Source organism: Bifidobacterium sp. 2450 (genome assembly GCF_041900695.1).
Classification (GTDB): Bacteria; Actinomycetota; Actinomycetes; order Actinomycetales; family Bifidobacteriaceae; genus Bifidobacterium; species Bifidobacterium longum.
Genome location: NZ_JBHEEA010000006.1, coordinates 157,523 through 181,306, shown reverse-complemented (window position 1 = coordinate 181,306; position 23,784 = coordinate 157,523). Strand labels below are relative to the sequence as shown.

Annotated in this window: 18 protein-coding genes and 3 pseudogenes; 17 read left to right on the top strand and 4 right to left on the bottom strand. The window is 61.9% G+C overall.

Translation table 11 applies throughout. The annotated features are described in order from the left end of the window. The first annotated feature begins 4 nt into the window (after window positions 1-4). The 13 genes and pseudogenes from ACEUKI_RS05200 to pyrE all read left to right on the top strand — a co-directional run bounded on the left by ACEUKI_RS05200 (window position 5) and on the right by pyrE (window position 15,929). Complete coding sequence (locus ACEUKI_RS05200; RefSeq protein WP_144169408.1) at window positions 5-1,087, top strand: tRNA (adenine-N1)-methyltransferase; 1,083 nt, start codon at window positions 5-7, stop codon at window positions 1,085-1,087. A gap of 77 nt (window positions 1,088-1,164) precedes the next feature. After that, the gene (locus ACEUKI_RS05195) at window positions 1,165-1,722 is read left to right on the top strand and encodes a histidine phosphatase family protein (protein WP_080784846.1); all 558 of its coding nucleotides are present in this window, start codon (window positions 1,165-1,167) and stop codon (window positions 1,720-1,722) included. Between the two features lie 109 nt (window positions 1,723-1,831). Continuing rightward, window positions 1,832-4,135 (top strand): 5-methyltetrahydropteroyltriglutamate--homocysteine S-methyltransferase, encoded by a 2,304-nt coding sequence (gene metE / locus ACEUKI_RS05190; RefSeq protein WP_374156585.1) that lies wholly within the window; start codon window positions 1,832-1,834, stop codon window positions 4,133-4,135. A 58-nt stretch (window positions 4,136-4,193) separates the two neighbouring features. Next, a pseudogene (gene metF, locus ACEUKI_RS05185) lies at window positions 4,194-5,049 on the top strand (methylenetetrahydrofolate reductase [NAD(P)H]). A 133-nt stretch (window positions 5,050-5,182) separates the two neighbouring features. Next, a complete protein-coding gene (bsh, locus tag ACEUKI_RS05180) occupies window positions 5,183-6,136 on the top strand; it encodes a choloylglycine hydrolase (RefSeq protein WP_080784843.1) in 954 nt (317 codons plus the stop codon). 55 nt (window positions 6,137-6,191) lie between these two features. Next, window positions 6,192-9,422: a bifunctional [glutamine synthetase] adenylyltransferase/[glutamine synthetase]-adenylyl-L-tyrosine phosphorylase gene (locus ACEUKI_RS05175; protein WP_080784842.1), complete on the top strand. Its 3,231-nt coding sequence runs from the start codon at window positions 6,192-6,194 to the stop codon at window positions 9,420-9,422. A 141-nt stretch (window positions 9,423-9,563) separates the two neighbouring features. After that, window positions 9,564-10,526, top strand: a complete 963-nt coding sequence (gene pyrB, locus ACEUKI_RS05170) for an aspartate carbamoyltransferase (protein ID WP_007058624.1) — start codon at window positions 9,564-9,566, stop codon at window positions 10,524-10,526. Next, window positions 10,526-10,945 (top strand): aspartate carbamoyltransferase regulatory subunit, encoded by a 420-nt coding sequence (locus tag ACEUKI_RS05165; RefSeq protein WP_080784841.1) that lies wholly within the window; start codon window positions 10,526-10,528, stop codon window positions 10,943-10,945. Before pyrB ends, ACEUKI_RS05165 begins: the two co-directional genes overlap by 1 nt. Continuing rightward, window positions 10,942-12,438, top strand: coding sequence for an amidohydrolase family protein (locus ACEUKI_RS05160; protein ID WP_374156584.1), 1,497 nt, complete (start codon window positions 10,942-10,944; stop codon window positions 12,436-12,438). The genes ACEUKI_RS05165 and ACEUKI_RS05160 overlap by 4 nt, the downstream gene beginning before the upstream one ends. Window positions 12,439-12,455: 17 nt before the next feature. Beyond that, window positions 12,456-13,409, top strand: a complete 954-nt coding sequence (gene pyrF / locus ACEUKI_RS05155) for an orotidine-5'-phosphate decarboxylase (RefSeq protein WP_080784839.1) — start codon at window positions 12,456-12,458, stop codon at window positions 13,407-13,409. 17 nt (window positions 13,410-13,426) lie between these two features. After that, window positions 13,427-14,251, top strand: a complete 825-nt coding sequence (locus tag ACEUKI_RS05150; RefSeq protein ID WP_374156583.1) for a dihydroorotate dehydrogenase electron transfer subunit — start codon at window positions 13,427-13,429, stop codon at window positions 14,249-14,251. 2 nt (window positions 14,252-14,253) lie between these two features. Then, on the top strand, window positions 14,254-15,225 hold the full coding sequence (locus ACEUKI_RS05145; protein WP_080784837.1) for a dihydroorotate dehydrogenase: 972 nt from the start codon (window positions 14,254-14,256) through the stop codon (window positions 15,223-15,225). An 8-nt stretch (window positions 15,226-15,233) separates the two neighbouring features. Then, window positions 15,234-15,929, top strand: coding sequence for an orotate phosphoribosyltransferase (gene pyrE, locus ACEUKI_RS05140; RefSeq protein WP_080784836.1), 696 nt, complete (start codon window positions 15,234-15,236; stop codon window positions 15,927-15,929). 314 nt (window positions 15,930-16,243) lie between these two features. On the opposite strand, the gene ACEUKI_RS05135 is transcribed toward pyrE, so the two are convergent. Continuing rightward, on the bottom strand, window positions 16,244-17,167 hold the full coding sequence (locus tag ACEUKI_RS05135) for a LysR family transcriptional regulator (RefSeq protein ID WP_080784835.1): 924 nt from the start codon (window positions 17,165-17,167) through the stop codon (window positions 16,244-16,246). A 187-nt stretch (window positions 17,168-17,354) separates the two neighbouring features. On the opposite strand from ACEUKI_RS05135, the pseudogene ACEUKI_RS05130 reads away from it, so the two are divergent. Then, window positions 17,355-17,579 (top strand): annotated as a pseudogene (locus ACEUKI_RS05130) (ABC transporter transmembrane domain-containing protein); the annotation flags it as partial. A 113-nt stretch (window positions 17,580-17,692) separates the two neighbouring features. On the opposite strand, the gene ACEUKI_RS05125 reads toward ACEUKI_RS05130, so the two are convergent. From ACEUKI_RS05125 to ACEUKI_RS05115, 3 genes are all read right to left on the bottom strand, one after another. Beyond that, window positions 17,693-18,322, bottom strand: coding sequence for an HAD family phosphatase (locus tag ACEUKI_RS05125; RefSeq protein WP_144169403.1), 630 nt, complete (start codon window positions 18,320-18,322; stop codon window positions 17,693-17,695). A 158-nt stretch (window positions 18,323-18,480) separates the two neighbouring features. Then, window positions 18,481-20,244, bottom strand: a complete 1,764-nt coding sequence (locus ACEUKI_RS05120) for a bifunctional ADP-dependent NAD(P)H-hydrate dehydratase/NAD(P)H-hydrate epimerase (protein WP_374156582.1) — start codon at window positions 20,242-20,244, stop codon at window positions 18,481-18,483. Window positions 20,245-20,283: 39 nt separating this feature from the next. Continuing rightward, window positions 20,284-21,474, bottom strand: a complete 1,191-nt coding sequence (locus tag ACEUKI_RS05115) for a pyridoxal phosphate-dependent aminotransferase (RefSeq protein WP_144169402.1) — start codon at window positions 21,472-21,474, stop codon at window positions 20,284-20,286. A gap of 580 nt (window positions 21,475-22,054) precedes the next feature. On the opposite strand from ACEUKI_RS05115, the gene ACEUKI_RS05110 reads away from it, so the two are divergent. The 3 genes and pseudogenes from ACEUKI_RS05110 to ACEUKI_RS05100 form a co-directional block, all read left to right on the top strand. Continuing rightward, window positions 22,055-22,966, top strand: a complete 912-nt coding sequence (locus ACEUKI_RS05110; protein ID WP_144169401.1) for a hypothetical protein — start codon at window positions 22,055-22,057, stop codon at window positions 22,964-22,966. 63 nt (window positions 22,967-23,029) lie between these two features. Then, window positions 23,030-23,725, top strand: a complete 696-nt coding sequence (locus ACEUKI_RS05105; RefSeq protein ID WP_144169400.1) for a DEAD/DEAH box helicase family protein — start codon at window positions 23,030-23,032, stop codon at window positions 23,723-23,725. Continuing rightward, window positions 23,709-23,765 (top strand): annotated as a pseudogene (locus ACEUKI_RS05100) (hypothetical protein); the annotation flags it as partial. The gene ACEUKI_RS05105 and the pseudogene ACEUKI_RS05100, both read left to right, overlap by 17 nt. Window positions 23,766-23,784: the final 19 nt, after the last annotated feature.

Below are 23,784 nucleotides of genomic sequence, written 5' to 3'. Positions count from 1 at the left end.
AGTTATGGAGCCGAGGCGCGGGGCGCTGACCGCAGGCGAGAAGGTGCAGTTCACCGACCGCAAGGGCAAGAAGATCACCGATCAGCTGGTTGCCGGCGGCTCCACACAAACCGAGCATGGCTTGATTCTGCACGATGATGTGATCGGCAGGATCGAAGGCGCGGTCATCCTCACCGTACACGCCAAACGAGAGGCGCAGGTCAATCAGGTCTACCCCGAAAAGGACAGGAACAAGCCGTGGAAGTCCTCGCGCGCCATCGGCGGCTGGGAGTATGCGGTGATGCGCCCACGTCTGGCCGACTACGTGCTCTCCATGCCGCGCGGCGCGCAGATCATGTATCCGAAAGACATCGCCCAGGTCATCCAGCTCGGCGACATTCGCTCCGGCATGCGCGTGCTGGAATCCGGCGCCGGCTCGGGGGCGATGAGCGTCAACCTGTTGGACGCCGTAGGACAGGATGGCCACCTGACCACCATCGAGCTGCGTCCCGAATTCGCCAAGGTGGCCCAGGCCAACGCCACGCTGTACTACGGCGAGCAGCCGCAATGGTGGGACCTCAAAACCGGCGACTTCGATTCCGTGGCCGCCGAACTGCCCGAACATTGGTTCGACCGTATCATGCTCGACATGCTCGATCCGTGGAACAGGCTCGAACAGGCCTATCGCGTGATCGCTCCCGGCGGCGTGTTGGTCAGCTACGTAACCACCACCACGCAGATGAGCCGACTGGCCGAAGCCCTGCGCGCGGCCGGCTGCTGGACCGAACCGCAGATCCAGGAAACCCTCGAACGCACATGGAAGGCCCAAGGCCTCGCCGTACGCCCCGACCATCAGATGATCGGACACACCGGTTTCCTTGTCATTTCGCGCGCCATGGCCCCCGGCTTCGAGGCGCTGCGCAAACGCGACCGCGTGACCAAGGACACGTCCACCGACATCGACTCCCTCACCGAAGAGCAGCGCGAAGCCCAGATCGAAGAGCTGGAACTGCGTGATATCTCCGATCACAAACTACGTAAGGTGCTGCGCGATCTCGACCGTCAGGTCGGCCAGCTCGGCCGACACCGGCGAATAAGCGCCGAATGATGGGTCGCCGGCTGTTTCGGCGGCCCTATACTGGAAGCAATACAGGGCCGAGCAGCGGTTCGTGAAGGGAGCCACGGATGGGCATCAAGCTGAACAAGGTCGCCAAGGCAGCCAAGAAATATGACCATGTCCTCATCATCATGAGGCATGCCAAGGCTGAGCCGTTCGGAGACAAGGGCGATGTCGAGCGTGAGCTCACCGAGAAAGGCCTCAAACAGGCCAAAGCCGTGGGCAAGGGTGTCGAAGCGCTGGGATTGGTGCCCGACCGGATTTCCTGCTCGTCCGCCACCCGCACCCGGCAGACGCTGGATCGCATGCTCAAGACGTTCGGTGACAAGCCGATCGTCGATTATCGCATCAGCCTGTATGACGGGGGAGTGCAGGCCGTGTTCGACGAACTCGCCCACGTCAAGGACAAGACCCATGTGTTCATGATCGTCGGCCATGAGCCTACCGTGTCCATCAGCGCGCAATGGCTCGCCTCCGCCGACTCCGATTCGGAACGTCTTGATCTGCTGAATCTGGGTCTTTCGCCGGCCTCCATCGTGATTATGGGCTCGGATAAGCCGTTCGATGAATGGCAGGTGCACAGTGGCGAACTGCTCGCCGTCATCAATGTGAAGGACTTCGACTAAAGCGGATATAAATTCCATCTATAACGACACTCTACGATCATTTATAAGCTGTGAATCCGGATGTTTTGCTACCCTAAGTCGGGTTACGAACGCATACATTGGAGGATTAATGTCCACTCTGACTTCCGTCTCCGGCTTCCCCCGAATCGGGCAGAACCGCGAACTGAAGAAGATCATCGAAGGCTACTGGAAGGGTGCCAACGACCTCGCCGCCGTCAAGGCCACCGCCGCCGAACTGCGTGCCAAGCACTGGAAGCTGCAGCAGGCCGCCGGCATCGACCTCATTCCCAGCAACGACTTCAGCTACTACGATCAGATGCTGGACACCGCCATCCTTCTCAACGTGATTCCGCAGCGTTACGCACGTCTCTCCTTCGACAACCAGGAGGACACGCTCTTCGCCATGGCCCGCGGCTATCAGGGCGACAAGGGCGACGTGACCGCCCTGCCGATGAAGAAGTGGTTCACCACCAACTACCACTATCTGGTGCCCGAAGTCGAGTCGGCCGCGGAGATCAAGCTCAACTCCACCAAGCCGTTCGACGAGTTCAACGAGGCCAAGGCGCTGGGCATCGACACCAAGCCCGTGTTCATCGGCCCGTACACGTTCCTGAAGCTCGCCCGCACCCCGGAAGCCACCGAACTCGAGCTCGACAAGGGCCTGGTCAACGCCGTGGCCGCCGTCTACGTCGAAGTGCTCGCCAAGTTCAACGAGCTCGGTGCCGCATGGGTCCAGCTTGATGAGCCGTGCCTCGTGCTCGACAAGGAGCCGGGCGACGTTGAACTCTTCAAGACCCTGTACACCAAGATCCTGTCCGCCAAGGGCAACGTCAAGGTGCTGCTCAACAACTACTTCGGCCACATCGCCGACGTGTACGAGACCGTCAACCTGCTCGGCTTCGACGGCATCGGCCTGGATCTCAACGAGGGCCGCGAGGAGAACCTCGAAGCCGTCGCCAAGTACGGCGTGGCCTCCAACACCACCATCTTCGCCGGCGTGATCAACGGCCGCAACATCTGGCGCAACAACTACGCCACCTCCCTCGGCCTGGTCGACGCCCTGAAGCAGGTCACCGCCAACGTGGCCGTCTCCACCGCATCCTCCCTGCTGCACGTGCCGTTCAGTACCGAAGGCGAGACCGGCATCCCGGCCGAAGACCTCAAGCACTTCGCGTTCGCCGTCCAGAAGCTCGACGAGCTTAAAGAAGTCGCCGCTCTGGCCGATGCCACCGAGGACGAGAAGAAGGCCTCCGCCGCCCTCGCCGCCAACCAGGCTCTGTTCGACGGCACCCGCGTGGCCGCCGACCCGGCCGTCGCCGAGCGCATCGGCAAGCTGTCCGACGCCGACTACGTGCGTCAGCCCGCCCGCGAGGAGCGTCAGGCCCTGCAGCGCGAGGCCCTCGGCCTGCCGCTGCTGCCGACCACCACCATCGGCTCCTTCCCCCAGACCAAGGAGATTCGCGCCGAGCGTGCCAAGCTGCGCAAGGGCGAGGTCACCAAGGAAGCCTACGACGAGTTCATCAAGGCCCAGATCGACGCCGTCATCAAGAAGCAGGAGGAGATCGGCCTCGACGTGCTGGTCCACGGCGAGTTCGAGCGTAACGACATGGTCGAATACTTCGGCCAGAACCTCAACGGCTTCCTGTTCACCAAGAACGCCTGGGTCCAGTCCTACGGCACCCGTTGCGTCAAGCCCCCGATCGTCTGGGGCGACGTTTCCCGCGCCAACCCGATTACCGTGGAATGGTCCGCGTACGCCCAGTCCAAGACTGACCACGTGATGAAGGGCATGCTCACCGGCCCGGTGACCATCCTCAACTGGTCCTGGCCGCGCGAGGACATCACCCACGAGGAGCAGACCAAGCAGCTCGCCCTCGCCATCCGCGACGAAGTGCTCGATCTCGAGGCCGCCGGTATCAAGGTCATCCAGATCGATGAGGCCGCCCTGCGTGAGAAGCTGCCGCTGTGCAAGTCCGACTGGCACGTCAAGTACCTCGACTGGGCCGTTCCGGCCTTCCGTCTGGTGCACTCCGCCGTCAAGCCGACCACCCAGATCCACACCCACATGTGCTACTCCGAGTTCAACGACATCATCCGCGACATCGACGCGATGGATGCCGACGTGATCTCCTTCGAAGCCTCCCGTGGCGATCTGGTGGTGCTCGACGCCATTCATGACGCGCACTTCGAGACCGAGGCCGGCCCGGGCGTCTACGACATTCACTCCCCGCGTATTCCTTCCGAGAAGGAGATCGAGAATCGTATCTACGAGATCCTTGACAAGATGGACGTCAAGAAGGTGTGGATCAACCCCGACTGCGGTCTGAAGACCCGTGGTAACGCCGAGACCTGGCCGAGCCTGGAGAACCTGGTCGCCGCCGCCAAGGCCGTGCGCGCCAAGCTCGACAAGTAGCGGGAATCACCGAGCTCCCTCTGGATGAGGGAGCTCGGGTTTATGTAAGGAAATCAGCATGCATTCCCCGATGTTCACCCTTGAGGTCTTTCCCCCGAAGCGCAACGCGCCTGTCGGCACCATCTACGACACCCTCGACGGACTCGAAGGGCTGAACCCCGACTTCATCTCCGTGACCTACGGTCACGGCACCCATTCCGACCGCACGGCCACCGCGCGCATCGCCCACACGATCAGCAAGGGATACGGCATTCCCGCAGTCGCCCACCTGACCGCGCTCTACTCCGACAAGGCCAAGATCGATGAGGCTCTTGACATGTTCGAGGAAGCCGGCGTGAGCGCCGTGCTCGCGCTGCGCGGCGACTACATCGACGGCGAGCAGCTGGTCGGCGAGTTCAACCACGCCAGCGACCTCGTGTCATACATCCGCTCCGTGAAGCCGGACTTCAAGGTGTTTGGTGCTTGCTACCCGGAAGGCCACTATCAGGCTGACTCGCTGGACCAGGACATCGAAAACCTCAAAATCAAGGTCGATGCCGGCGTCACTCACCTGATTTCCCAGCTCTTCTACGACAATGAGGACTTCTACCGCTTCCTCGACAAGGCGCGCGCCGCCGGCATCACCGTGCCGATCGAGGCGGGCATCATGCCGGTGCGTGGCGCCAAGTCCGTGCGTCGCATGGCCGAGCGCAACGCCTCGCGCATCCCGGACAAGCTCAGCACCCTGCTGAACAAGTGGGGGGGACGACATCCAGTCCCTGCGTGCCGCCGGCATCCTCTACGCTTCCGAGCAGATCGCCGACCTCGTGGCCCACGACGTGGACGGCGTCCACCTGTATTCGATGAACCACCCCGCCACCACGCGCCGTATCTGGCGCAATGCGGAACCGTTGTTCCGCGGTACGCAAGGTTGACGCATATCGCGGCGCGGCGCATCTCAATGCGTCGCGCCGCACGTTAATCTGCTGGCGAAACCCAGAGTTCCCCCAGCGGCCGATGGGCATCATGAACGTGCAAGCCAACCAAAGCGATGGAAGGAAGTCCGTTATGTGCACTGGTGTCCGTTTCTCCGATGATGAGGGCAACACCTATTTCGGCCGTAACCTCGACTGGAGTTTCTCATATGGGGAGACCATCCTGGTCACTCCGCGCGGCTACCACTATGACACGGTGTTCGGCGCGGGCGGCAAGGCGAAGCCGGACGCGGTGATCGGCGTGGGCGTGGTCATGGCCGATAGGCCGATGTATTTCGACTGCGCCAATGAACATGGTCTGGCCATCGCCGGCTTGAATTTCCCCGGCTACGCCTCATTCGTCCACGAACCGGTCGAAGGCACGGAAAACGTCGCCACGTTCGAATTTCCGCTGTGGGTGGCACGTAATTTCGACTCCGTCGACGAGGTCGAGGAGGCGCTCAGGAACGTGACGCTCGTCTCCCAGATCGTGCCGGGACAGCAGGAGTCTCTGCTGCACTGGTTCATCGTCGACGGCAAGCGCAGCATCGTCGTCGAGCAGATGGCCGATGGCATGCACGTGCATCATGATGACGTCGATGTGCTGACCAAACAGCCGACGTTCGACTTCCATATGGAAAATCTGCGCAACTACATGTGCGTCAGCAACGAGATGGCCGAACCGACTTCATGGGGCAAGGCCTCCTTGACCGCCTGGGGTGCGGGTGTGGGCATGCATGGCATCCCGGGCGACGTGAGCTCCCCGTCGCGCTTCGTTCGTGTGGCTTACACCAACGCGCATTACCCGCAGCAGAACGATGAAGCCGCCAATGTGTCGCGCCTGTTCCACACCCTCGGCTCCGTGCAGATGGTGGACGGCATGGCGAAGATGGGCGACGGCCAGTTCGAACGCACGCTGTTCACCAGCGGATATTCGTCCAAGACCAACACCTATTACATGAACACCTATGATGACCCCGCCATCCGTTCCTACGCCATGGCCGATTACGATATGGATTCCTCGGAGCTCATCAGCGTCGCCCGATGACTCCTTCCCGGCTCATGCCCCATTCGGAGGGCATGAGCGTATATAGTGGAATCTCATGGAATCGTCGATGTTCAAACCCAGCTCCATGGACCTCATCAGGGCAGGTCTGCAAGACCTCGACAAGGCCCGCGCCTTGTTCGACCAGCTCAAGGCGGACGACATTCCCGATGAGCGATGCGCCGAACTGCTGAGCGTGCTGGCCCGCGCCTGCGACCCCGATATGGCATTGAGCAATTTCGTGGATATCGTCAATGCGATGCAATCCAGCCAGCGCGATCTGGAACACGTCATCCCCGACAACGACGCCCTGAAGCGTCTGGTCACGGTGCTCGGCGTCTCCGACGCGATGGGCAAGTTCATGCGCTTCAAGCCGCAGCTTGTGGAGGCGGCAGCAGTCGACAACTGCAACAGCCATCTGTTCAATCGCGCGCAACGCCGTGCACGTCTGCTCAAGGCGGTCGGCGAGGACCCGGACGAACCGGCCATGCCCGTCGCCTCCAAGGATCTGGCCGAAGCGACCACGGCCCTGCGTTCCAGCTACCGGAACCAACTGGCCGCCATCATCGCCCAGGATGCCGTGGCGGACGACCCGACCTCCATCCAACCGACCATCAGCCGCGAACTGTCCGACCTCGCGGACGCGGCGCTCGAAGGCGCGCTGGCCATCGCCCGCCACGAGACCGAGGGCAGCGAGCACGTGCGCTTCACCATCATCGGCATGGGCAAACTCGGCGCACAGGAACTGAACTACGTCTCCGACGTGGACCTCATCTACGTGGTCGAACCGGCCGACAAGGACGTGGACCATCAGACGCTGATCCGCGTGGGCACCAAGATGGGCACCATGCTGCAGCGCGTCTGCCAGTCCGCCATCATGGGCGTGGCCGAGCAACCGCTGTGGCAGATCGACGGCGGCCTGCGCCCGGAAGGCAAGGACGGCGCGCTGGTGCGCGTGCTCTCCTCGCACAAGAACTATTACGAGCAGTGGGCCGAGAACTGGGAGTTCCAAGCGCTGCTCAAGGCCCGCCCGGTGGCCGGCGACCCCGACCTCGGCCAGGCCTACATGGACATGACCCGGCCGTTCGTGTGGAGCGCGTCCAAGCGCAAGAACTTCGTCTACGACTGCCAGAAAATGCGCAAGCGCGTGGAGGATTTGATTCCCGCGCCCCTGAAGGACCGCGAGATTAAGCTCGGCCGCGGCGGCCTGCGCGATGTGGAATTCACCGTGCAGATGCTCCAGCTCGTACACGGCCGCACCGACGAATCGCTGCGCACCAGCAACACGCTCGACTCGCTGCAGCGCTTGTCCGAAGGCGGCTATGTCTCGCGCAAACAGGCCGTGCGCATGTCCCAGGACTACCGCTTCGAGCGCGTGATGGAACATCGCCAGCAGATCTGGTCCCTGAAGCGCACGCACCTGTTCCCGGACCTCGGCCGGGCCTCGGTCGGAGGCCTCGAAAAGAAGCGCGACATCGACGTGGACGAGCTCAACCAGAACCAGGAGCTGCGCCGACTCGCCCGCGCATTCGGCCTGCACCCGGAAGAACTCGTCGACAAGTATGACGACACCCGCCGCGAAGTGCGCCACTTGCACCTCGACATCTACTATCGCCCGATGCTGCCGGTCAACGCCCAGATGGAGAATGACCAGATCGTGCTGAGCGTCGAGGCGGCACAGGAACGATTCGAATCCATCGGCTTCGGCGACACGGACGCCGCCATCCGCCACGTGCAGGCGCTCACCGCCGGCGTGGGGCGCGCGGCCAAAATCAACCGCATCATCCTGCCCGCCGTCTTGCAGTGGCTGGGCGAGGGCCAGAACCCGGACATGGGCCTGCTCAACTGGCGCAAGCTGGAGGAGAACTTCGGCACCGAATCCGGCTACCTCGGCTTCCTGCGCGACTCCACCTCCGCCGCCCAGCGCCTGTGCCACATCCTGTCCAACTCGCGATTCCTGGGCGACGCGCTCAACAAGTCGGTCGAATCGATCAGTTGGCTTGGCGACGACGACAATCTGCAGGCCCGCACGCGCGAGGCATTGGATGTACAGACCGGCTCGGCGCTGGAACGCTTCGGCTCGAACATCAACGAGTTCGCCACCTCCATGCGCGCCATGCGCCGCCACGAAATCGAACGCATCGGCCTGTCCTGGATGAGCGGTGTGATCAGCGACTCCGACAGTCTCAAGGCCATGACCGACGTGTATGACGCGATCATCGACGCCTCCCTGACCTGGGCCGTGCGCCACCAGATCGCCGCGTTCGGCGTCGAAACCGCGCCGGCCGGCATCACCGTCATCGCCATGGGCCGTTACGGCGGGCGCGAAGTGAACTTCAGCTCCGATGCGGATGCCATTCTCATCTACCGTCCGGCCGACGATGCCGACGACGGCCAAGCCAACGCCTTCGCCAAGAAGGTCGTGGAAGACCTGCGCAACATCCTGCAAGGCCCGACGACGCTGGAACCCAAGATCGAACTCGACCTGGGCCTGCGCCCGGAAGGCAAGAACGGCCCGCTCGTGCGCTCCTATGCCTCCTGCGAGGAATACTACGAATCCTGGGCTTCGACCTGGGAGCGCCAGGCGCTGCTGCGCGCCCGGTACGCGGCCGGCGACGCTGAACTGGCGCGGGACTTCCTGATCAACATCGCCGACCCGCTGCGCTACCCGACCACGGAACTGACTGAAGCAGAATTGCAGAACATCCGCAAGCTCAAGGCCCGCATGGAAGCCGAGCGTCTGCCGCGCGGCGTGCGCCGTGAACGGCATCTGAAGCTCGGCAAGGGCGGCTTGTCTGACGTGGAATGGACCGTGCAACTCATGCAGCTCCAGCACGCCGGCGATATCAAAGATCTGCGCGTCAACGGCACGTTGGAGGCATTGGACGTGCTGGAAGCCAAGAAGCTCATCAGCGCTATCGACGCGATTCAGCTGCGCAAGGCATGGACGTTGTGCACCGCGGCCCGCAACGGCAGCTATCTGTGGAGCGGGCGCGCCAATCAGGCCGATATTCTGCCTGATGACATCTATTCGCTGGGCGGCATCGCCGTCTACCTCGGCTACGGCGCCCACCGCGGCCAGCATTTCGAGAACGACCTGCTGGCCGTGATGCGCAAATGCCGTGACGTGTGCCAGCGCCTGTTCTACGGGCAGACCGAAGGTGAGGCGACTGCAGCAACCACCGCCACGGCCTCCGCCGCAACGCAGCAGCCGCAAACCGCCCCTCGCCCGCGTATGCACGTGATCGCACCGCGACTGGAACGAAATCGACGCCGCGCGCAGCGATAAGGCAGCATATTCGTTGGATTTTCAGTTGAACACTCGGTGAATGCGGCTGTCCGAAAAATGGCGTAAGTTAGATTAGGTCACACAAGGGTGGCCACCTGAAAACCACGAGCGAAAAGGTGAGCCTTGTCTGAAGAAACGCCAATGGTCGGCAAAAGCGTCGTAACGCTGGACGGCCTGTCTACAAACCAGATTCTCGACCTGCTGCATAAGGCCGAATACATCGATTCCCACCGCAAAGAGGTTGCCCATACCTGCGATGGGCGAGTGCTGGCCACGCTGTTCTACGAGCCCTCCACCCGTACGCGCCTGAGCTTTGAGACCGCAATGCTGCGTCTCGGCGGCAAGGTCATCGGATTCGCCGGCGCGCAGCTGGCCTCCGTGACCAAGGGCGAATCCATCGCCGACACGTTGAAGACCGTGTCCAACTACGTGGACGTGGTCGCCATCCGTCACCCGAAGGAGGGTGCCGCGCTGGTGGCCTCCCGCGCCGCATCCGTGCCGGTGATCAACGCCGGCGATGGCGGCCACATGCACCCCACGCAGACGCTGGCCGACCTGGCCACGCTGCAGTCGCGCTTCGGCCGCATCACCGACCTGACCGTGGGACTGTGCGGCGATTTGACTTTCGGCCGCACCGTGCACTCCCTGATCGAGACCCTGTGCCGCTTCGGCAACGTGCGCTTCGTGCTCATCAGCCCGGACGAGCTCAAGACCCCGCAGTACGTGATTGACCGCATCAACGCCACCGACAACTGCTCCTACGTGGAAGTGCGCGACCTGGCCTCCGTGATCGGCGACCTCGACGTGCTGTACATGACCCGCGTACAGAAGGAACGCTTCTTCAACGAAGACGACTACCTGCGCCTGCGCGACACCTACATTCTCGACGAAGAGAAGCTGCAGCTCGCCAAGCCGTCCATGGCCGTGCTTCACCCGCTGCCGCGCGTCAACGAAATCGCCGTGGACGTGGACGACGACCCGCGTGCCGCCTACTTCGAACAGGTCAAGAACGGCATGCTCGTGCGCATGGCCCTCGAAAGCACCGTGGTGGGCGACGAACTGCCCGGATACGAACCGCTCAACCCCAAGGAGGTTCAGGCCTGATGGAAGTCACCAGCATTCAGAACGGCATCATTATCGACCATGTGCCGGCCGGAACCTCGCTGAAGGTTCTCGAATACCTGAAAATCGACCCGGCCAAAACCAAGCTTGCGCTCATCATGAACGCCAACTCCAAGCGTTACAGCTCCAAGGACATCATCAAAATCGAGGATGACAAGGACATCGACCTCGACGTGCTCGGCTTCGTGGCCCGCCAGGCCACCGTGAACGTGGTGCGCGGCGGCAAGATCGTCGAAAAGAAGCAGCCGAACCTGCCCGAGCACATCGTCGGCGTGATCTCCTGTGTGAACCCGCGCTGCGTGACCACCACCGAGCCCGGCATCAAACAGATGTTCCACCTCGTGCACTCCGAACGGCTCGAATACCGCTGCGACTACTGCGATGAGGAAGCCAAACTGTGAGCATCACCCTACACAACATCAAGGTCTGGAACACCGGCGAGGTCATCGACCTCGTGGTGCCCGGGACCGCTGCCGCCTACTTCGCCGACACCTCCGCCGTGGCTGACGGCGCCGACATCGACGCCACCGGCCTGACCGTGGCCCCCGGTTTCGAAGACCCACACGTCCACTTCCGCGATCCCGGCCAGACCTACAAGGAATCTATGGTCTCCGGCTGCCGTGCGTCCGCATCCGGCGGATACACGAACGTGCTCATCATGCCGAACACGTTGCCGGCACTGGATGGGCAGACCGTGTCTGACCCGGAAGCGACCGGTGCAAAAGAGGTTCTGGATGCCGGCTTCGACAACGTCATCGACTTCCTGCAGCAGTACGATACTGCGCACGATGTTCAATTGCCGGTTCGTTACGATCTGTGCGTGTGTGCGTCCAAGGATCGCGCCGGTCATGAGGCAAGCGACGTTGCCGATTGGCTCAAGTACGTGCCCGGATTCGAGGACGACGCCAAGACGCCGGCCATGCTCACGCACCCCATCACCGCAATCAGCGACGACGGTTCCGCTGTGACGCCGAAGATCCTGGACCAGGTGCTGGAGAACGTCAAGGCCTCCGACCTGTACCTGATCGAGCATTGCGAGCATCACAATACAGGTGCCGTGAACGAAGGCCCCGTTTCCCGCGAGCTTGGCGTGCCCGGCATTCCGGAAGACACCGAGCTCAAGATTGTGGCCCGCGATATCGAAGCGGCCCGCCGCACTGGTGTCCACGTACACTTCCAGCATGTGAGCACTGCCATCTCGTTCGAGGCGATTCGCAAGGCCAAGGCCGAAGGACTGCCAATCACCTGCGAGACCGCTCCGCACTATCTGGCGTTGAGCGACGAGGCGCTGCTCAAGTACGGCACGCTCGCCAAGATGAATCCGCCGCTGCGCTCCGAAGCGGACCGCAAAGCCACCATCGCGGCCATCGCCGACGGCACCGTGGATCTGCTGGCCACCGACCATGCGCCGCACACGTTGGCAGAGAAGGAACTCGGCTTCCTTGAGGCGCCCAACGGCATCATCGGACTGGAATGCGCGTACGGCGTGTGCCACAAGGTGCTCGTCGACGGCGGCTTCATTTCCGATGAGCGTCTGATCGAGCTCATGTCCGTGGGACCTGCCGAACTTATGGGGCATGTGCCAGCCGACGTGGCCGCGCTGGTCGAGGACTACGCCGAACCCGCGCCCACCGGGGATGATCCGGATGGCGTGATTGCGGGGGAGAACGACGCTCAGCCGCAGCGTGAAGGCGTCAACCGACTGCTCGACCTGAGCCGCGTGGATGACGCCGACAATGTCGACCTCGTGGTGCTCAACACCGCCGAGGAATGGACCGTGGACCCCGAACAGTTCCACTCCAAGGCTCGTAACACCCCGTTCGGAGGCTGGCAGGTCACTGGACGCCCCCTCGCCACAATCATCGGCTCCCAGCTGATGTTCAGCCGTCTATAGATAACACAAGGAGCAGCATGGATCGCCTGATCGAAGCGATTGACAACACTCAGAACCCCAGCGTCGTGGGCCTTGACCCCACTGAGGCGCTGGTGCCGCCTCAGGTCGTGGCGAGCTTTGCCGACGAGGTGCGCGACTCGGTCGAATCCCCAGAGGAAGTCGAATCCGCGCAGCTGGCCGTCGCCTACTTCGAATACAACCGCACGATCATCGACGCCATCGCCGACATCGTGCCTGCCGTCAAACCGCAGATCGCCATGTACGAGGCGCTCGGCCCCGCCGGCGTGGACATCTACACGATGACCTGCGAATACGCTGCCCAGCAGGGCCTCTACGTGCTCGGCGACATCAAGCGTGGCGACATCGGCTCCACCGCAGCCGCCTACGCCCACCACCTGAACGGCGTGGGCGACTTCGACCCGTGGCATGAGGATGCGGTGACCGTCAACCCGTATCTCGGCACCGACGGCATCACCCCGTTCGTCGATGCCGCCGCCGAGGCCGACAAGGACATCTTCGTGCTCGTACGCACCTCCAACCCGTCCTCCAGCGAGCTGCAGATGCTTGACCTGGCCGGCGGCACGAAGGTCTACGAGCACGTGGCCGACCTCGTGGAAGGCTGGGGCGCCGAGACCATCGGCAGCCACGGCTACTCCCGTGTGGGTGCGGTGGTCGGCGCCACCCACCCCGAGGAAGGCAAGGCGCTGCGCGCGCGCATGCCGCACACGTTCTTCCTCGTGCCGGGCTACGGCGCGCAGGGCGGCACGGCCGCGGACGTGGCAGGCATGTTCGGCAAGCAGGGCAGCGGCGCCATCGTCAACTCGTCGCGCGGCATCATCGGCGCATGGAAGAAGAGCGGCAAGTACTCCGAATCCATGACCGCCGACGAGGCGCTGGACCTTGTGGCGAGCAGCGCGCGCCAGGCGGCGCTCGACATGCGCGACAATCTGCGGGTTGCCGTATATAGGTAATAGACAGTAGGAATGAAATGACAACTTTCACCCCCACCCATGATGTGGTTGCGGAGGCGACTGCGGCCGGATTCTTCCCGCCGCGCCACAACGTCGAAATCACGCAGGTTACGGAACTGACCGACCGCGTGATGCGACTGACGTTCCGCGACCCGTTCATCGCCTCCCATGCCAAGCCCGCCCAGTTCGTCAACCTGTTCACGCACGACGACTTCATGCTCATGCCGCGTCCGTTCGGCGTCAGCGAAGTCGACGGCGACGAAGTCAGCGTGATCTTCGCCGTCGTGGGACACGGCACCGAACAGTTGGCAGGACTGCAGGCCGGCGACACCGCCGACGTGCTCGGCCCGCTCGGCCGCGGCTTCAACCTCAAGGAAGACGCCAACTACATTCTCGTCGGCGGCGGACTCGGCGTGCCCCCGCTAATCTACGCCGCGCAAAAGCTCGCCGAACACGACGCCTCCTTTGCCACCGCCGTATTCGGCTACCGCAACGACCACTTCGCCGAGGAATACGTCTCCCGGTACGCGGACTGGTCGTGGAGCATCGACGACGCCGAAGGCAACGTGGTCGACCTGCTCAACAAACTGGAACAAGGCGACGACCTGAAGGCCTACGATCGCAAGCCGATCATTCTGTCCTGCGGACCGCTGCCTATGATGAAGGCCGTGGCCGCCTGGACCGCCGAACGCGGCATCCCCGCGCAGCTGAGCATGGAACAGCGCATGGGCTGCGGCTATGGCGCCTGCGTGCTGTGCACCATCGACACCGTGGACGGCCGCCTCAAGGTCTGCTCCGACGGACCCGTGTTCACCCGCGAACAGCTCGGATGGGGGAAGTGACGATGAGTGCAAACAACCAGTCCGCGCAGGGCGGCGACAACCACATCAACCTGTACGAGCCCCACGTGTGGAAGCACCACACCAAGGTGGCTGGTCTGGAATGGAAGAATCCGGTCGGCACCGCCTCCGGCACCTTCCAGTACACCGCCGTCCGCTGGTTCTACGACGTCAGCCAGCTCGGCGCCGTGTGTACCAAGGGCGCCTCGCCCGTGCCGTGGGAAGGCAATCCCTCGCCGCGCACCGCCGAATCGCCGGCCGCGAACATCAACGCCGTGGGCCTGCAGAATCCCGGCATCGACCATTACTTGGCCGAGGACCTGCCCAAGCTCAAGGCCGCGGGCGCGTTCGTCATTTCCAATGTCGCCGGACATTGCGACGACGATTACGCGGCGGTCGTGGAAAAGCTCGCCGACTCCGACGCAGACATGCTGGAAATCAACGTCAGCTGCCCGAACGTTTCCGCCGGCGGCATGAGCGTGGGCACCGACCCGGTGGCCCTCGCCAATCTTATGGACCGGCTGCGCCCGATGACCGACAAGCCGATGATCGTCAAACTCACGCCGAACGTCACCGACATCACCGTGCCGGCCCGTGCGGCCGTGGAACATGGCGCCGACGCGTTGAGCATGATCAACACGCTCAAAGGCATGCGCATTGACATTCGCACCGGCAAGCCGATCATCGCCAACGTCACCGGCGGCGTATCCGGCCCGGCCGTGCTGCCGGTCGGCCTGGCAGCCGTCTATCGGGTGCGCACCGCACTGCCGGAGATTCCGATCATCGGCCTCGGCGGCATCGACAGCGGCGAGAAGGCGCTCGAATACCTGTACGCCGGCGCGAACGCCGTCGAAGTGGGCGCGGCCGCGCTCTTCGACCCGGTGGCCCCGCTGCGCGTCGCCCGCGAACTCGACGACCTGTTGGACAGCCGTCCCGAGCTCGCTGCTAAACTGGCCGCAGGACAGACTTGGAGGTAAGGAACATCATGGCAGAAACACTCGCACATCGGTTCACTGAATTCCTGTTGGAATCCAACGCGCTGAAGTTCGGCGACTTCACGCTGAAGTCCGGCCGCAAGAGCCCGTACTTCATCAACGCCGGCGCCTTCGACGACGGCAAGAAGATCGCCGCGCTTGGCGCGTTCTACGCCGAAAAGATTAGCCAGGCCATCGTGCACAACACGATTCCCCGCGACATCGACACCGTGTTCGGCCCCGCCTACAAGGGCATTCCGCTGGCCGTGTCCACCGCGATCGCGCTGACCGCCGGCCACAACATGACCGTCGGATACACCTTCGACCGCAAGGAGAAGAAGGACCACGGCGATGGCGGCTGGATGGTCGGCACCCCGCTGACCGACGGCATGAAGGTGCTGCTCGTGGACGACGTGATGACCGCCGGCACCGCCGTGCGCGAAGTCATCCCCAAACTCAAGGCCGAGGCGAACGTCGAGATCGTGGGTCTCGTGCTCTCCGTGGACCGCATGGAGAAGACCAAGGACTCCGACCTGTCCGCCGTGAAGGCCGTGGAAGCCGAATTCGGCTTCCCGGTGCTCTCCATCGCCAACGTGCGCGAGATCTTCGACGCCGCCGCCAGGATGAAGAACCCCGACGGCACCCCGTTGCTCAGCCACGACATCCAGCAGCGCGCCGCCGCCTACCTTGAGGAATACGGCGCCTGATTTTCCGCGCTCACGGCAATTTCATACAATCTCACGTAATCTCACATAACGCAGTAAGCGGGCTTTCATAAGCCCGCTTTTCTGTCATCGCGCCATGTTCCGCGCGGTCAGCGAATATCGGCCCTGATGATACGCACGGTTCCGAATCAAGACCGCCATCAAGATCGGCTACGGCTACAGGAACCTCGGCAACCTCATCGCCCTGGTCATGCTCAAATGCGGCGGACTCAACCTCCGATTCCCCGGACGCCAATAACCAGTAGGAACAACCAGCAATCCCCACCCACACAAACACCCGAAGAGCCAAAAATTGACTAGTCGATGAGCTTGTAGCCGTGGTCGGAGACTACGGACTTGAGCTTGTCGAGATAGGTTTCGGCGGCCTTGGAGAGCTTGGAACGCTCGTTCGTGATCCAGCCGACCAACATCGTTTCGTCGGTGTCGAGCGGCACGGTGACGATCTTCTCGTTGTTGAGGTCGCCGTTGTCGATGCCGGTGCACACTGTGTAGCCGTTGAGGCCGATGATGAAGTTCAGGATTGTGGCACGGTCGGTCACGTTGATCTGCTTGGGGGAGTACTCCGGCCAGACCGCTTCCTCATAGAAGTAGAACGAGCCTTCCTCGCCCTGCTCGTACTGGATGAACGGGTAAGGTTTCAGGTCCTCCATGGTGATGACCTTCTTGGCGGCCAGCGGGTTGTTGCGCGAGATGAACACGTGCAGCGGCGCGCGGAAGAGCGGGTGGAATCCGAGGTGCTTCTCGCGCAGGAGCTTGCCGATCACGTCCTTGTTAAAATCGGACAGGTAGATGATGCCGATTTCGGACTGCATGTTGGCGACCTGGTTGATGATGTCGCGCGTGCGGGTCTCGCGGATGGTGAACTCGTATTCGTCGGACTTGATGGAGTTGATCATCTCCACGAACGCCTCGACGGCGAACATGTAGTGCTGGGTGGAGACCTGGCACAGCTGCTTGCGTGGTTTGGCGTGCTTGTAGCGCTCTTCGAGCAGGTCGGCCTGGTCGAGCACCTGGCGGGCGTAGGTCAGGAATTCCGCGCCGTCCACGGTCAGGGCGATGCCCTGCGAGGAGCGGGTGAAGATCTCGATGCCCAGCTCGTTCTCCAATTCCTTGACCGACGAGCTCAGGGCCGGCTGGGAGACGTACAGGGCATGGGAGGCCTCGTTCATCGAGCCGCACTCGACGATTTTGACGATGTATTTCAGCTGCAGCAGTGTCATAAAGTCTATTTATATCGCTAGGGATGGTCGCCACACGGGTTTATAACCTCATCAATCCACTATGGCGACACAATATGAGACGCCTCGCATATCGCGGACGCTGTGTAACGGGATATGCGCCACATCGGTAACCTAATGACATCGACACGAGCGGGAAGGGCCAAGCGTGAGGGTTGTCAAAGTGCTGATGCTGTGCGGTCTGACCGTCGGCTGCCTGGGATCCGTGTTCGGCTCCAAGGCCGCGGCCGGCTTCGCTCGGAACCTGAGGCAGGACCAGTACGATGCCATCCAGACCTTCTCCTTCTCCAACATAGACCGCTTCTCCACGCCGAGCCTAGTGACCAGACTCGGCGCCGACGTGATGAACATCCAGAACGCCTTCATGATGATTCTGCGCATGGTGCCGCGCGCCGCGTCGTCGAAGTGCTCACCGAACAGTGCGACATGCCGGTCGCCAAACGGCCGGTCACCGTCGTCAAGGACGGGTCCACAGACTTCAACTGCCGCGATGCAACGTTTGGCGACTTACAGGCATACGCCGAGTTCGGCGAGCGATTCGCGTGCCTGCGACGCGTTCTCGAAGAGGATGCCGTGGATGCCGACCTCGTTGGCGCCGACGATGTTCTTGGCGGTGTCGTCGAAGAACACGCAGCGCTCGGCCGTGAGGCCGAAACGGGTCAGGGCCAGCTCGTAGATGTCGGCGTTCGGCTTGTGCATCTTCTCCACGCCGGAGATCACGGTGCCCTGCAACAGCTGTTCAAGGCGCGGGTACTTCTCGAAGGCCAGGTGGAAGGTCTCATGCGACCAGTTGGTCAGACCCCATACGCCGTAGCCGTGGGCCTTCAAATCCGCCAGCAGCTCGACCATGCCCGGAAGCGTGCGGGGCAGCGCGTCCGCGTAGTGGCCGATGTAGAACTTGAAGATGTCGGCGAGTTCCTGGCCTTGCTCGCGCACCACATCCGGGTAGATGTCCGCGAAATCCTCGCCGACGTCCATGCGGTCCTCGTAGTGGAAGAAGCCGCAGGGGTCGTCGTCGTCGCAGATGCGTTCCACGATCTCATCGGGGAATCGGCCTTCCAGACATGCGCGGGTGTTCCAGTCCAGCAGCACGCCGCAGAAGTCGAAAATCACGTCGGTGATAGGGGAGTTGGCCATGATGCTCCTTGTGTTGTTGGGATCGTTGAGTGGGGTCTGCGATTTAGTGTACGGGGTTTGTGTATAGGTCGGGGTATGTGGAGTTTGAGGCTTATGTTTCTCTCCCTCCGTCTTGGCTTTGCCGAGACACCTCCCTTGTCAGAGGGAGGTCAACAAGGTTATGCGATGACGTCGGCGATGGCTTCGGGGATGGCGTGGATCACATCGCCGGCCACGATCGGGTGGCCGAGCGTTATGAAGCGCTGGCGATGCTCGCGGCCGATCAGTTCCGGCTCCTGCCAGCCCTGCTGATCGGATTCGGAGGCGATCGCCGCCGCCAGGCCATGCAGGTATGCGGCCGAGGCCACGGTCTCGGCCGTGGTGGCCGCATCATCCTGCTGGGCGAGCAGGGCGCCGGTCAGACCGGCCAGCACGTCGCCCGCGCCGGCGGTGCCCAGCCAGGCCGGCGCGCTGCCCGACGCATAGACGTGGTCCTCATCCACCACGATGGTCACCGCGCCCTTCAGCAATACGGTGGCGCCGGTGAGCTCGTGGGCGCGCTTCGCGCTGGCCAACGGGTTCAACCGCACGTCGTCGGCGGTGTACGGCTCGTGCGAATCGGCATGCTCCGCGGTGCTGGCGGCGGTTTCGAACCGGTTGAGCAGTTTCGCCATTTCGCCGGCATGTGGCGTGATCACCACCTGGCCGGGCACACGCTCCGGCAGCAGGTCGAGTGCGCCGGCATCCACCACGATCGGTGGCATGTCGTAGGCGTCCTTGTTCTCATCCTCGCTGCCGAGCGCGTAATGCTTGAGCAATGCGGCGATGGTGTCCCGCTGCATATCGCCGTCGGCGCCCTCGACGCTAGCCTCGGGCACGCCGGACCCCACGACCCAGGACTGCACATGTCCCTTGCCGATCACGGCTTCCGGCAGTGCGGCGAGCACCATGTTCTGCGCGCGCTCCGGGCCCAGATACCGGACCATGCCGGTGTTCGCGCGGGCGGCGGCGCTGGTGGTGAGCACGGCGGCACCGGGGTAGCGCTGCGAGCCGGTCACCAGACCAACCACGCCCCGGGAGTATTTGGAATCCTCGAACCGGGGGAGACGGACCGCGTCGGACGCGAACGAATTATCCACCACCTCGACGTCCGGATCCTTGTCGTCGATATCGAATCCGAAATCGAACAACTCGATACGGCCGCAGGCGAACGTGGCGGGCGGCAGCACCGCGCACGGCTTCATCGCGCCGAACGTGACCGTGACCGTGGCCGGAATGTACGGGCCGGGCAGAGAACCATCGTTCACACCGACGCCGGATGGCGTATCCACGGCAAGTACCAGCGGAAAATCGCCTGACGACTCACGGTTCGGCAGGGCGGGCTCATCGGGAGCCTCGCCGTCGAGGCCAAGGGCGGAGGCGAGTGCGGTGGGAATGCCGCGTAGCGAGCCTTGGATGCCGATGCCGGTCATCGCGTCGATGATCAGATGCGATTTCCTGGCCACGGCGATGGCGGTCTGCAATCGCTCGCCGGCCTCACCGGCGGAAAACCCGGACGCGCAACCGGGAATATCAGCCGCGGGATCAAGCACCAGCACCTTGCCTCCGGCGCGCACGAACGAGGCGAATCCGGCCTCATGCAACGACCGGCCCACGGCGATGGCGGTGACGTTCGCACCCTCCTGGGCCAGCGCGGCGGCCGCGAACAGACCATCGCCACCATTGTCTCCGGCCCCGGTCAGCAGCACGATCGACGTGTCCTCCAGCGCCAGATCCTCGTCGTCCAGCATACCGGCCGCCATGTGGGCCGCGGCCTGGGCGGCCATGCGCATCAGCGGCACGCCTTTGTCCAGCAGGGGTCGCTCCATGACCCGGACCGTATCGGAGTCATAGGCGCTGTGCAGCAGCAGTTCGCGGCGATCGGCGTCTTCGGTGTATTCCATGGCAACCCCTTTCTTGTGTTTGTTACTTGCGGTCCGTGTTTACAGGCCGTACACCTCGTGGGCGAACTTTTCGAGCACGGGGATCGAGCGCTTGACCTTCTCCGTGTCGATGCAGTAGGCCATGCGGAAGTATCCGGGCACGCCGAAGCTGTCGGACGGCACGAGGATCAGGTCGTATTCCTTGGCCTTCATGCAGAACGCCACGGCGTCGTCCTCCAGCGCCTTGGGGAAGATGTAGAACGTGCCGCCGGGGCGTACCACGTCGAATCCGATGCCGGTCAGCGCATCGTAGAGCAGGTTCATGTTCGTCTCGTAGACGTTGAGATCGGCGGTCTGGTCGATGACCTTGGCCACGCCCAGCTGAATCGAGCTCGGCGGGCAGTTGTGGCCGGTGCCGCGCGAGATCTGGCCCATCATGGGCACGAGCAGGTCGGCGTCGGTGGCTGTGGGGTTCACCGCGACATAGCCGATGCGTTCGCCCGGCAGGCTCAGCGACTTCGACCACGAGTAGCAGGTCAGCGAGTCCGCGTAGAAGCTGGCCGGGTAGGGCTGGGTGGCGCCGTCGAACACGATTTCGCGGTACGGTTCGTCGCTGATCAGGAAGATATCGTGGCCGTATTCGGCCTGCTTGGCGGTCAGGATCGCGGCCAGACGCTTGAGCGTGTCCGCCGAATACACCGCGCCGGACGGGTTGTTCGGGGTGTTGATAAGCACGACCTGCACGTTCGGGTTAAGTGCAGCCTCGAATGCGTCGAAGTTGATTTGGAAGTTCTCGGTGTCGGCCGGCACGATAGTCAGCTTGGCGCCGGCGCCCTTGACGTACGGCTGGTATTCGGGGAAGTAGGGGGCGAAGGTGATGATCTCATCGCCCGGCTTGGTCACCGCACGCATCGCGTGGGACAGCGCGCCCGCCGCGCCCGTGGTCGGGAAGATGTGGTTGCCGGTGTATGTCATGCCGAAACGTTCGTTGAGGTTTTCGGCGATCGCGTCCTTGACGGATGGGATACCGAGCGAGGGGGAGTAGCCGTGGATGGCCACCGGATCGCCGTTTTCGTAGAGGTCGGCCATGACGTCGGTGAAGGATTTCGGAGCCGGCACCGAGGGATTGCCAAGGCTGTAATCGAACACGTTCTGGTAGCCGATTTCGGCACCGCGGCTCGTGGCGTACTCGCTCAGCTCGCGAATCACAGACTTGCCGCCAAGCATGGCCTTGTATTCCTCATTGATCATGGCTGTTCTCCTCGCATGGTCGTACTGGTATGCACCACGCTACTACTATCGCGGCCGGTTTGCGCCATTTGCCGCGCCGTGCCTAAGCCGGCTGTTCTATTTGTTCTATTAACTGTCGAAACCGCGGAATAACGCCGATTCCCGATACAGCTCCATGATTATCCACAACCGTTCATAGCGAGCGCTGTGGGACGGCGGGCGGAAAACGGCCGAATCCGCGTGCCGTCCCACACCTCGTGCAATCCACGTTTCGGGAAAGCACCACCGTAAGACTGGCGTGCATCCGCATCCACGATAGGAGCCTTACCGGCCGTAATCCCGCACTCGATTATTTTTTGACAGGGAATCGAACCCGAAACACTAACCTATGCCCGCCCCACCGCAAACAGCGAATAACCAAATGTATGCATTTTCGGCACCATGAGCGAAGGAGTTCGCAAACACAACAGTGATTGGCATATATAGGGAATCGAGTCAGACCTATGTCGAATAGGGACTCCGATGAAAAACCAATGTCTTGTATCCGTAGCGTACTTTTGACTATTGCTGGAGGCACATGGTTTCGGCGAGGGAGACGGAAATGACAACAGTAATCTCGATTCTGGGAGGGAGCCTTTATCGGTCTATCCGGCGTCTTCCTCATGCCGGAGATGGCAATGCGGTGATACTGTGCGTTCCTTACCGGGCGACTGCTGAGAAGACCGGTGAAGATCAGACAGTATCGCTGGACCATGATTTACGGTACGCAACTAAAGCCGAGTGGAACGCAGGCGTCGAACAATATGAGGCTCAGCGTCGCTGCACGAGCCAAGTGAGTTCACCATCGAACGGCGTAGTGGCTGAAATCACTGCTCGCAGTTCGGCGGCACAGAAGATACAGCTTTTTCGTTCTTTGTTCCGCGGCCGCGATGATGTATACGCTTACGGATTCCTGAGCAAAAAGACCGGCAGAGTCGGGTATGCACCCGCTGCGTGGAATGAATGGATGACTTTGCCGAACGGCAAGCGTGTGCCGACTCCATCCGATCAACGACGATGCAAGCCACTGACAGATCAGGTGCTCCTTGACCATTTCACAAAGCGTGATTCGCAATTCCATAATGTTGTCGGACTTTATCCGCTTTCCAAAGATTCCAAGGTCTGGTTCCTCGCCATCGATTTCGATGATGATGGGTGGAAAGAGGAAATCATTGCAACCAAACGGGTGTGCGAAAACCACGGATTACATCCAATCATGGAACGATCCCGTTCAGGGGATGGCGGTCATCTTTGGATGTTCTTCTCTGAAGAGATCGGAGCCGCACAAGCTCGCAAAATGGGCACTGCGCTGTTATCGGAAGCCGCTCAGAAAACGCATATTCGGTTTCGTTCGTATGACCGGATGTTCCCCAACCAGGATTTGCTGCCATCAGGTGGCTTTGGGAATTTGATTGCGTTGCCTCTGCAACGATTGGCCAGAGATGCGGGGAATAGCGTATTCGTCGACGAATAATTCAACCCCTATGCCGATCAGTGGGCATTCTTGGATCCCGTACAACGAATCACGGCGCAACAAGTGAATACCATCGCTACACTGGCATCCTCCAATACCGGTCCTCTTGGCAATCTTGCGAAATTCGATTCGCCCATTCCTCATGCTGTAGGCCAGAAAAAGAAGACCGACAAACAAGCCCCGACTACGGGAAACGGCAGTTTGCGCACTGGCTCCCGTACCCCACTCTCTAATGCGGACGTTCCGGAGACGATTACCATCATTGAACGCAGCATGTTGGAAATATCAAAGACAAATCTGACTCCGCTTGCGCAGAATGCCGTTCGCCGTCTTGCCGCGTTCGCCAATCCGGACTTCTATCGGGCTCAGGCCATGAGACAGCCTGTGCATAACAAGCCACGCATCATCTATTGCGGCGAAGAAACCGATGACAGCATATTGTTGCCGCGCGGATGCAGAGAAGCCGTTGTGGCGTTGCTGACGGATGCCGGATGCACCGTGACATTCGACGATGAACGAAATCAGGGCAAACGTATTCGAGTCAAATTCATCGGGAGTCTCCGTGCACCACAAAGTGAAGCCGCGAAGACAATGCTGGAATATGATGATGGAATTCTTGTCGCACCAACTGGCTTCGGGAAAACGGTAATTGCCGCGGATCTAATAGCAAAGCGCAAAACCAATACATTGATCATCATCCGTTCGTCATCTCTGATGGAACAATGGCGTGACCGGCTACGGTATGGTCATTTTCGATGAATGCCATCACGTCGCATCTGTGGATAATGCGGCAATTGCTCGCGCCGTCACTGCGAAAT

Excerpts from the sequence above, each read along its gene's own strand:
- ACEUKI_RS05175 (WP_080784842.1), top strand. The coding sequence starts at position 6,192 with ATGGAATCGTCGATGTTCAAACCCAGCTCCATGGACCTCATCAGGGCA.
- pyrB (WP_007058624.1), top strand. The coding sequence starts at position 9,564 with ATGGTCGGCAAAAGCGTCGTAACGCTGGACGGCCTGTCTACAAACCAG.
- ACEUKI_RS05145 (WP_080784837.1), top strand. The coding sequence starts at position 14,254 with ATGAGTGCAAACAACCAGTCCGCGCAGGGCGGCGACAACCACATCAAC.
- ACEUKI_RS05125 (WP_144169403.1), bottom strand. The coding sequence starts at position 18,322 with ATGGCCAACTCCCCTATCACCGACGTGATTTTCGACTTCTGCGGCGTG.
- pyrF (WP_080784839.1), top strand. The coding sequence starts at position 12,456 with ATGGATCGCCTGATCGAAGCGATTGACAACACTCAGAACCCCAGCGTC.
- ACEUKI_RS05165 (WP_080784841.1), top strand. The coding sequence starts at position 10,526 with ATGGAAGTCACCAGCATTCAGAACGGCATCATTATCGACCATGTGCCG.
- ACEUKI_RS05150 (WP_374156583.1), top strand. The coding sequence starts at position 13,427 with ATGACAACTTTCACCCCCACCCATGATGTGGTTGCGGAGGCGACTGCG.
- ACEUKI_RS05195 (WP_080784846.1), top strand. The coding sequence starts at position 1,165 with ATGGGCATCAAGCTGAACAAGGTCGCCAAGGCAGCCAAGAAATATGAC.
- ACEUKI_RS05200 (WP_144169408.1), top strand. The coding sequence starts at position 5 with ATGGAGCCGAGGCGCGGGGCGCTGACCGCAGGCGAGAAGGTGCAGTTC.
- ACEUKI_RS05115 (WP_144169402.1), bottom strand. The coding sequence starts at position 21,474 with ATGATCAATGAGGAATACAAGGCCATGCTTGGCGGCAAGTCTGTGATT.
- pyrE (WP_080784836.1), top strand. The coding sequence starts at position 15,234 with ATGGCAGAAACACTCGCACATCGGTTCACTGAATTCCTGTTGGAATCC.
- ACEUKI_RS05110 (WP_144169401.1), top strand. The coding sequence starts at position 22,055 with ATGACAACAGTAATCTCGATTCTGGGAGGGAGCCTTTATCGGTCTATC.
- metE (WP_374156585.1), top strand. The coding sequence starts at position 1,832 with ATGTCCACTCTGACTTCCGTCTCCGGCTTCCCCCGAATCGGGCAGAAC.
- bsh (WP_080784843.1), top strand. The coding sequence starts at position 5,183 with ATGTGCACTGGTGTCCGTTTCTCCGATGATGAGGGCAACACCTATTTC.
- ACEUKI_RS05120 (WP_374156582.1), bottom strand. The coding sequence starts at position 20,244 with ATGGAATACACCGAAGACGCCGATCGCCGCGAACTGCTGCTGCACAGC.
- ACEUKI_RS05135 (WP_080784835.1), bottom strand. The coding sequence starts at position 17,167 with ATGACACTGCTGCAGCTGAAATACATCGTCAAAATCGTCGAGTGCGGC.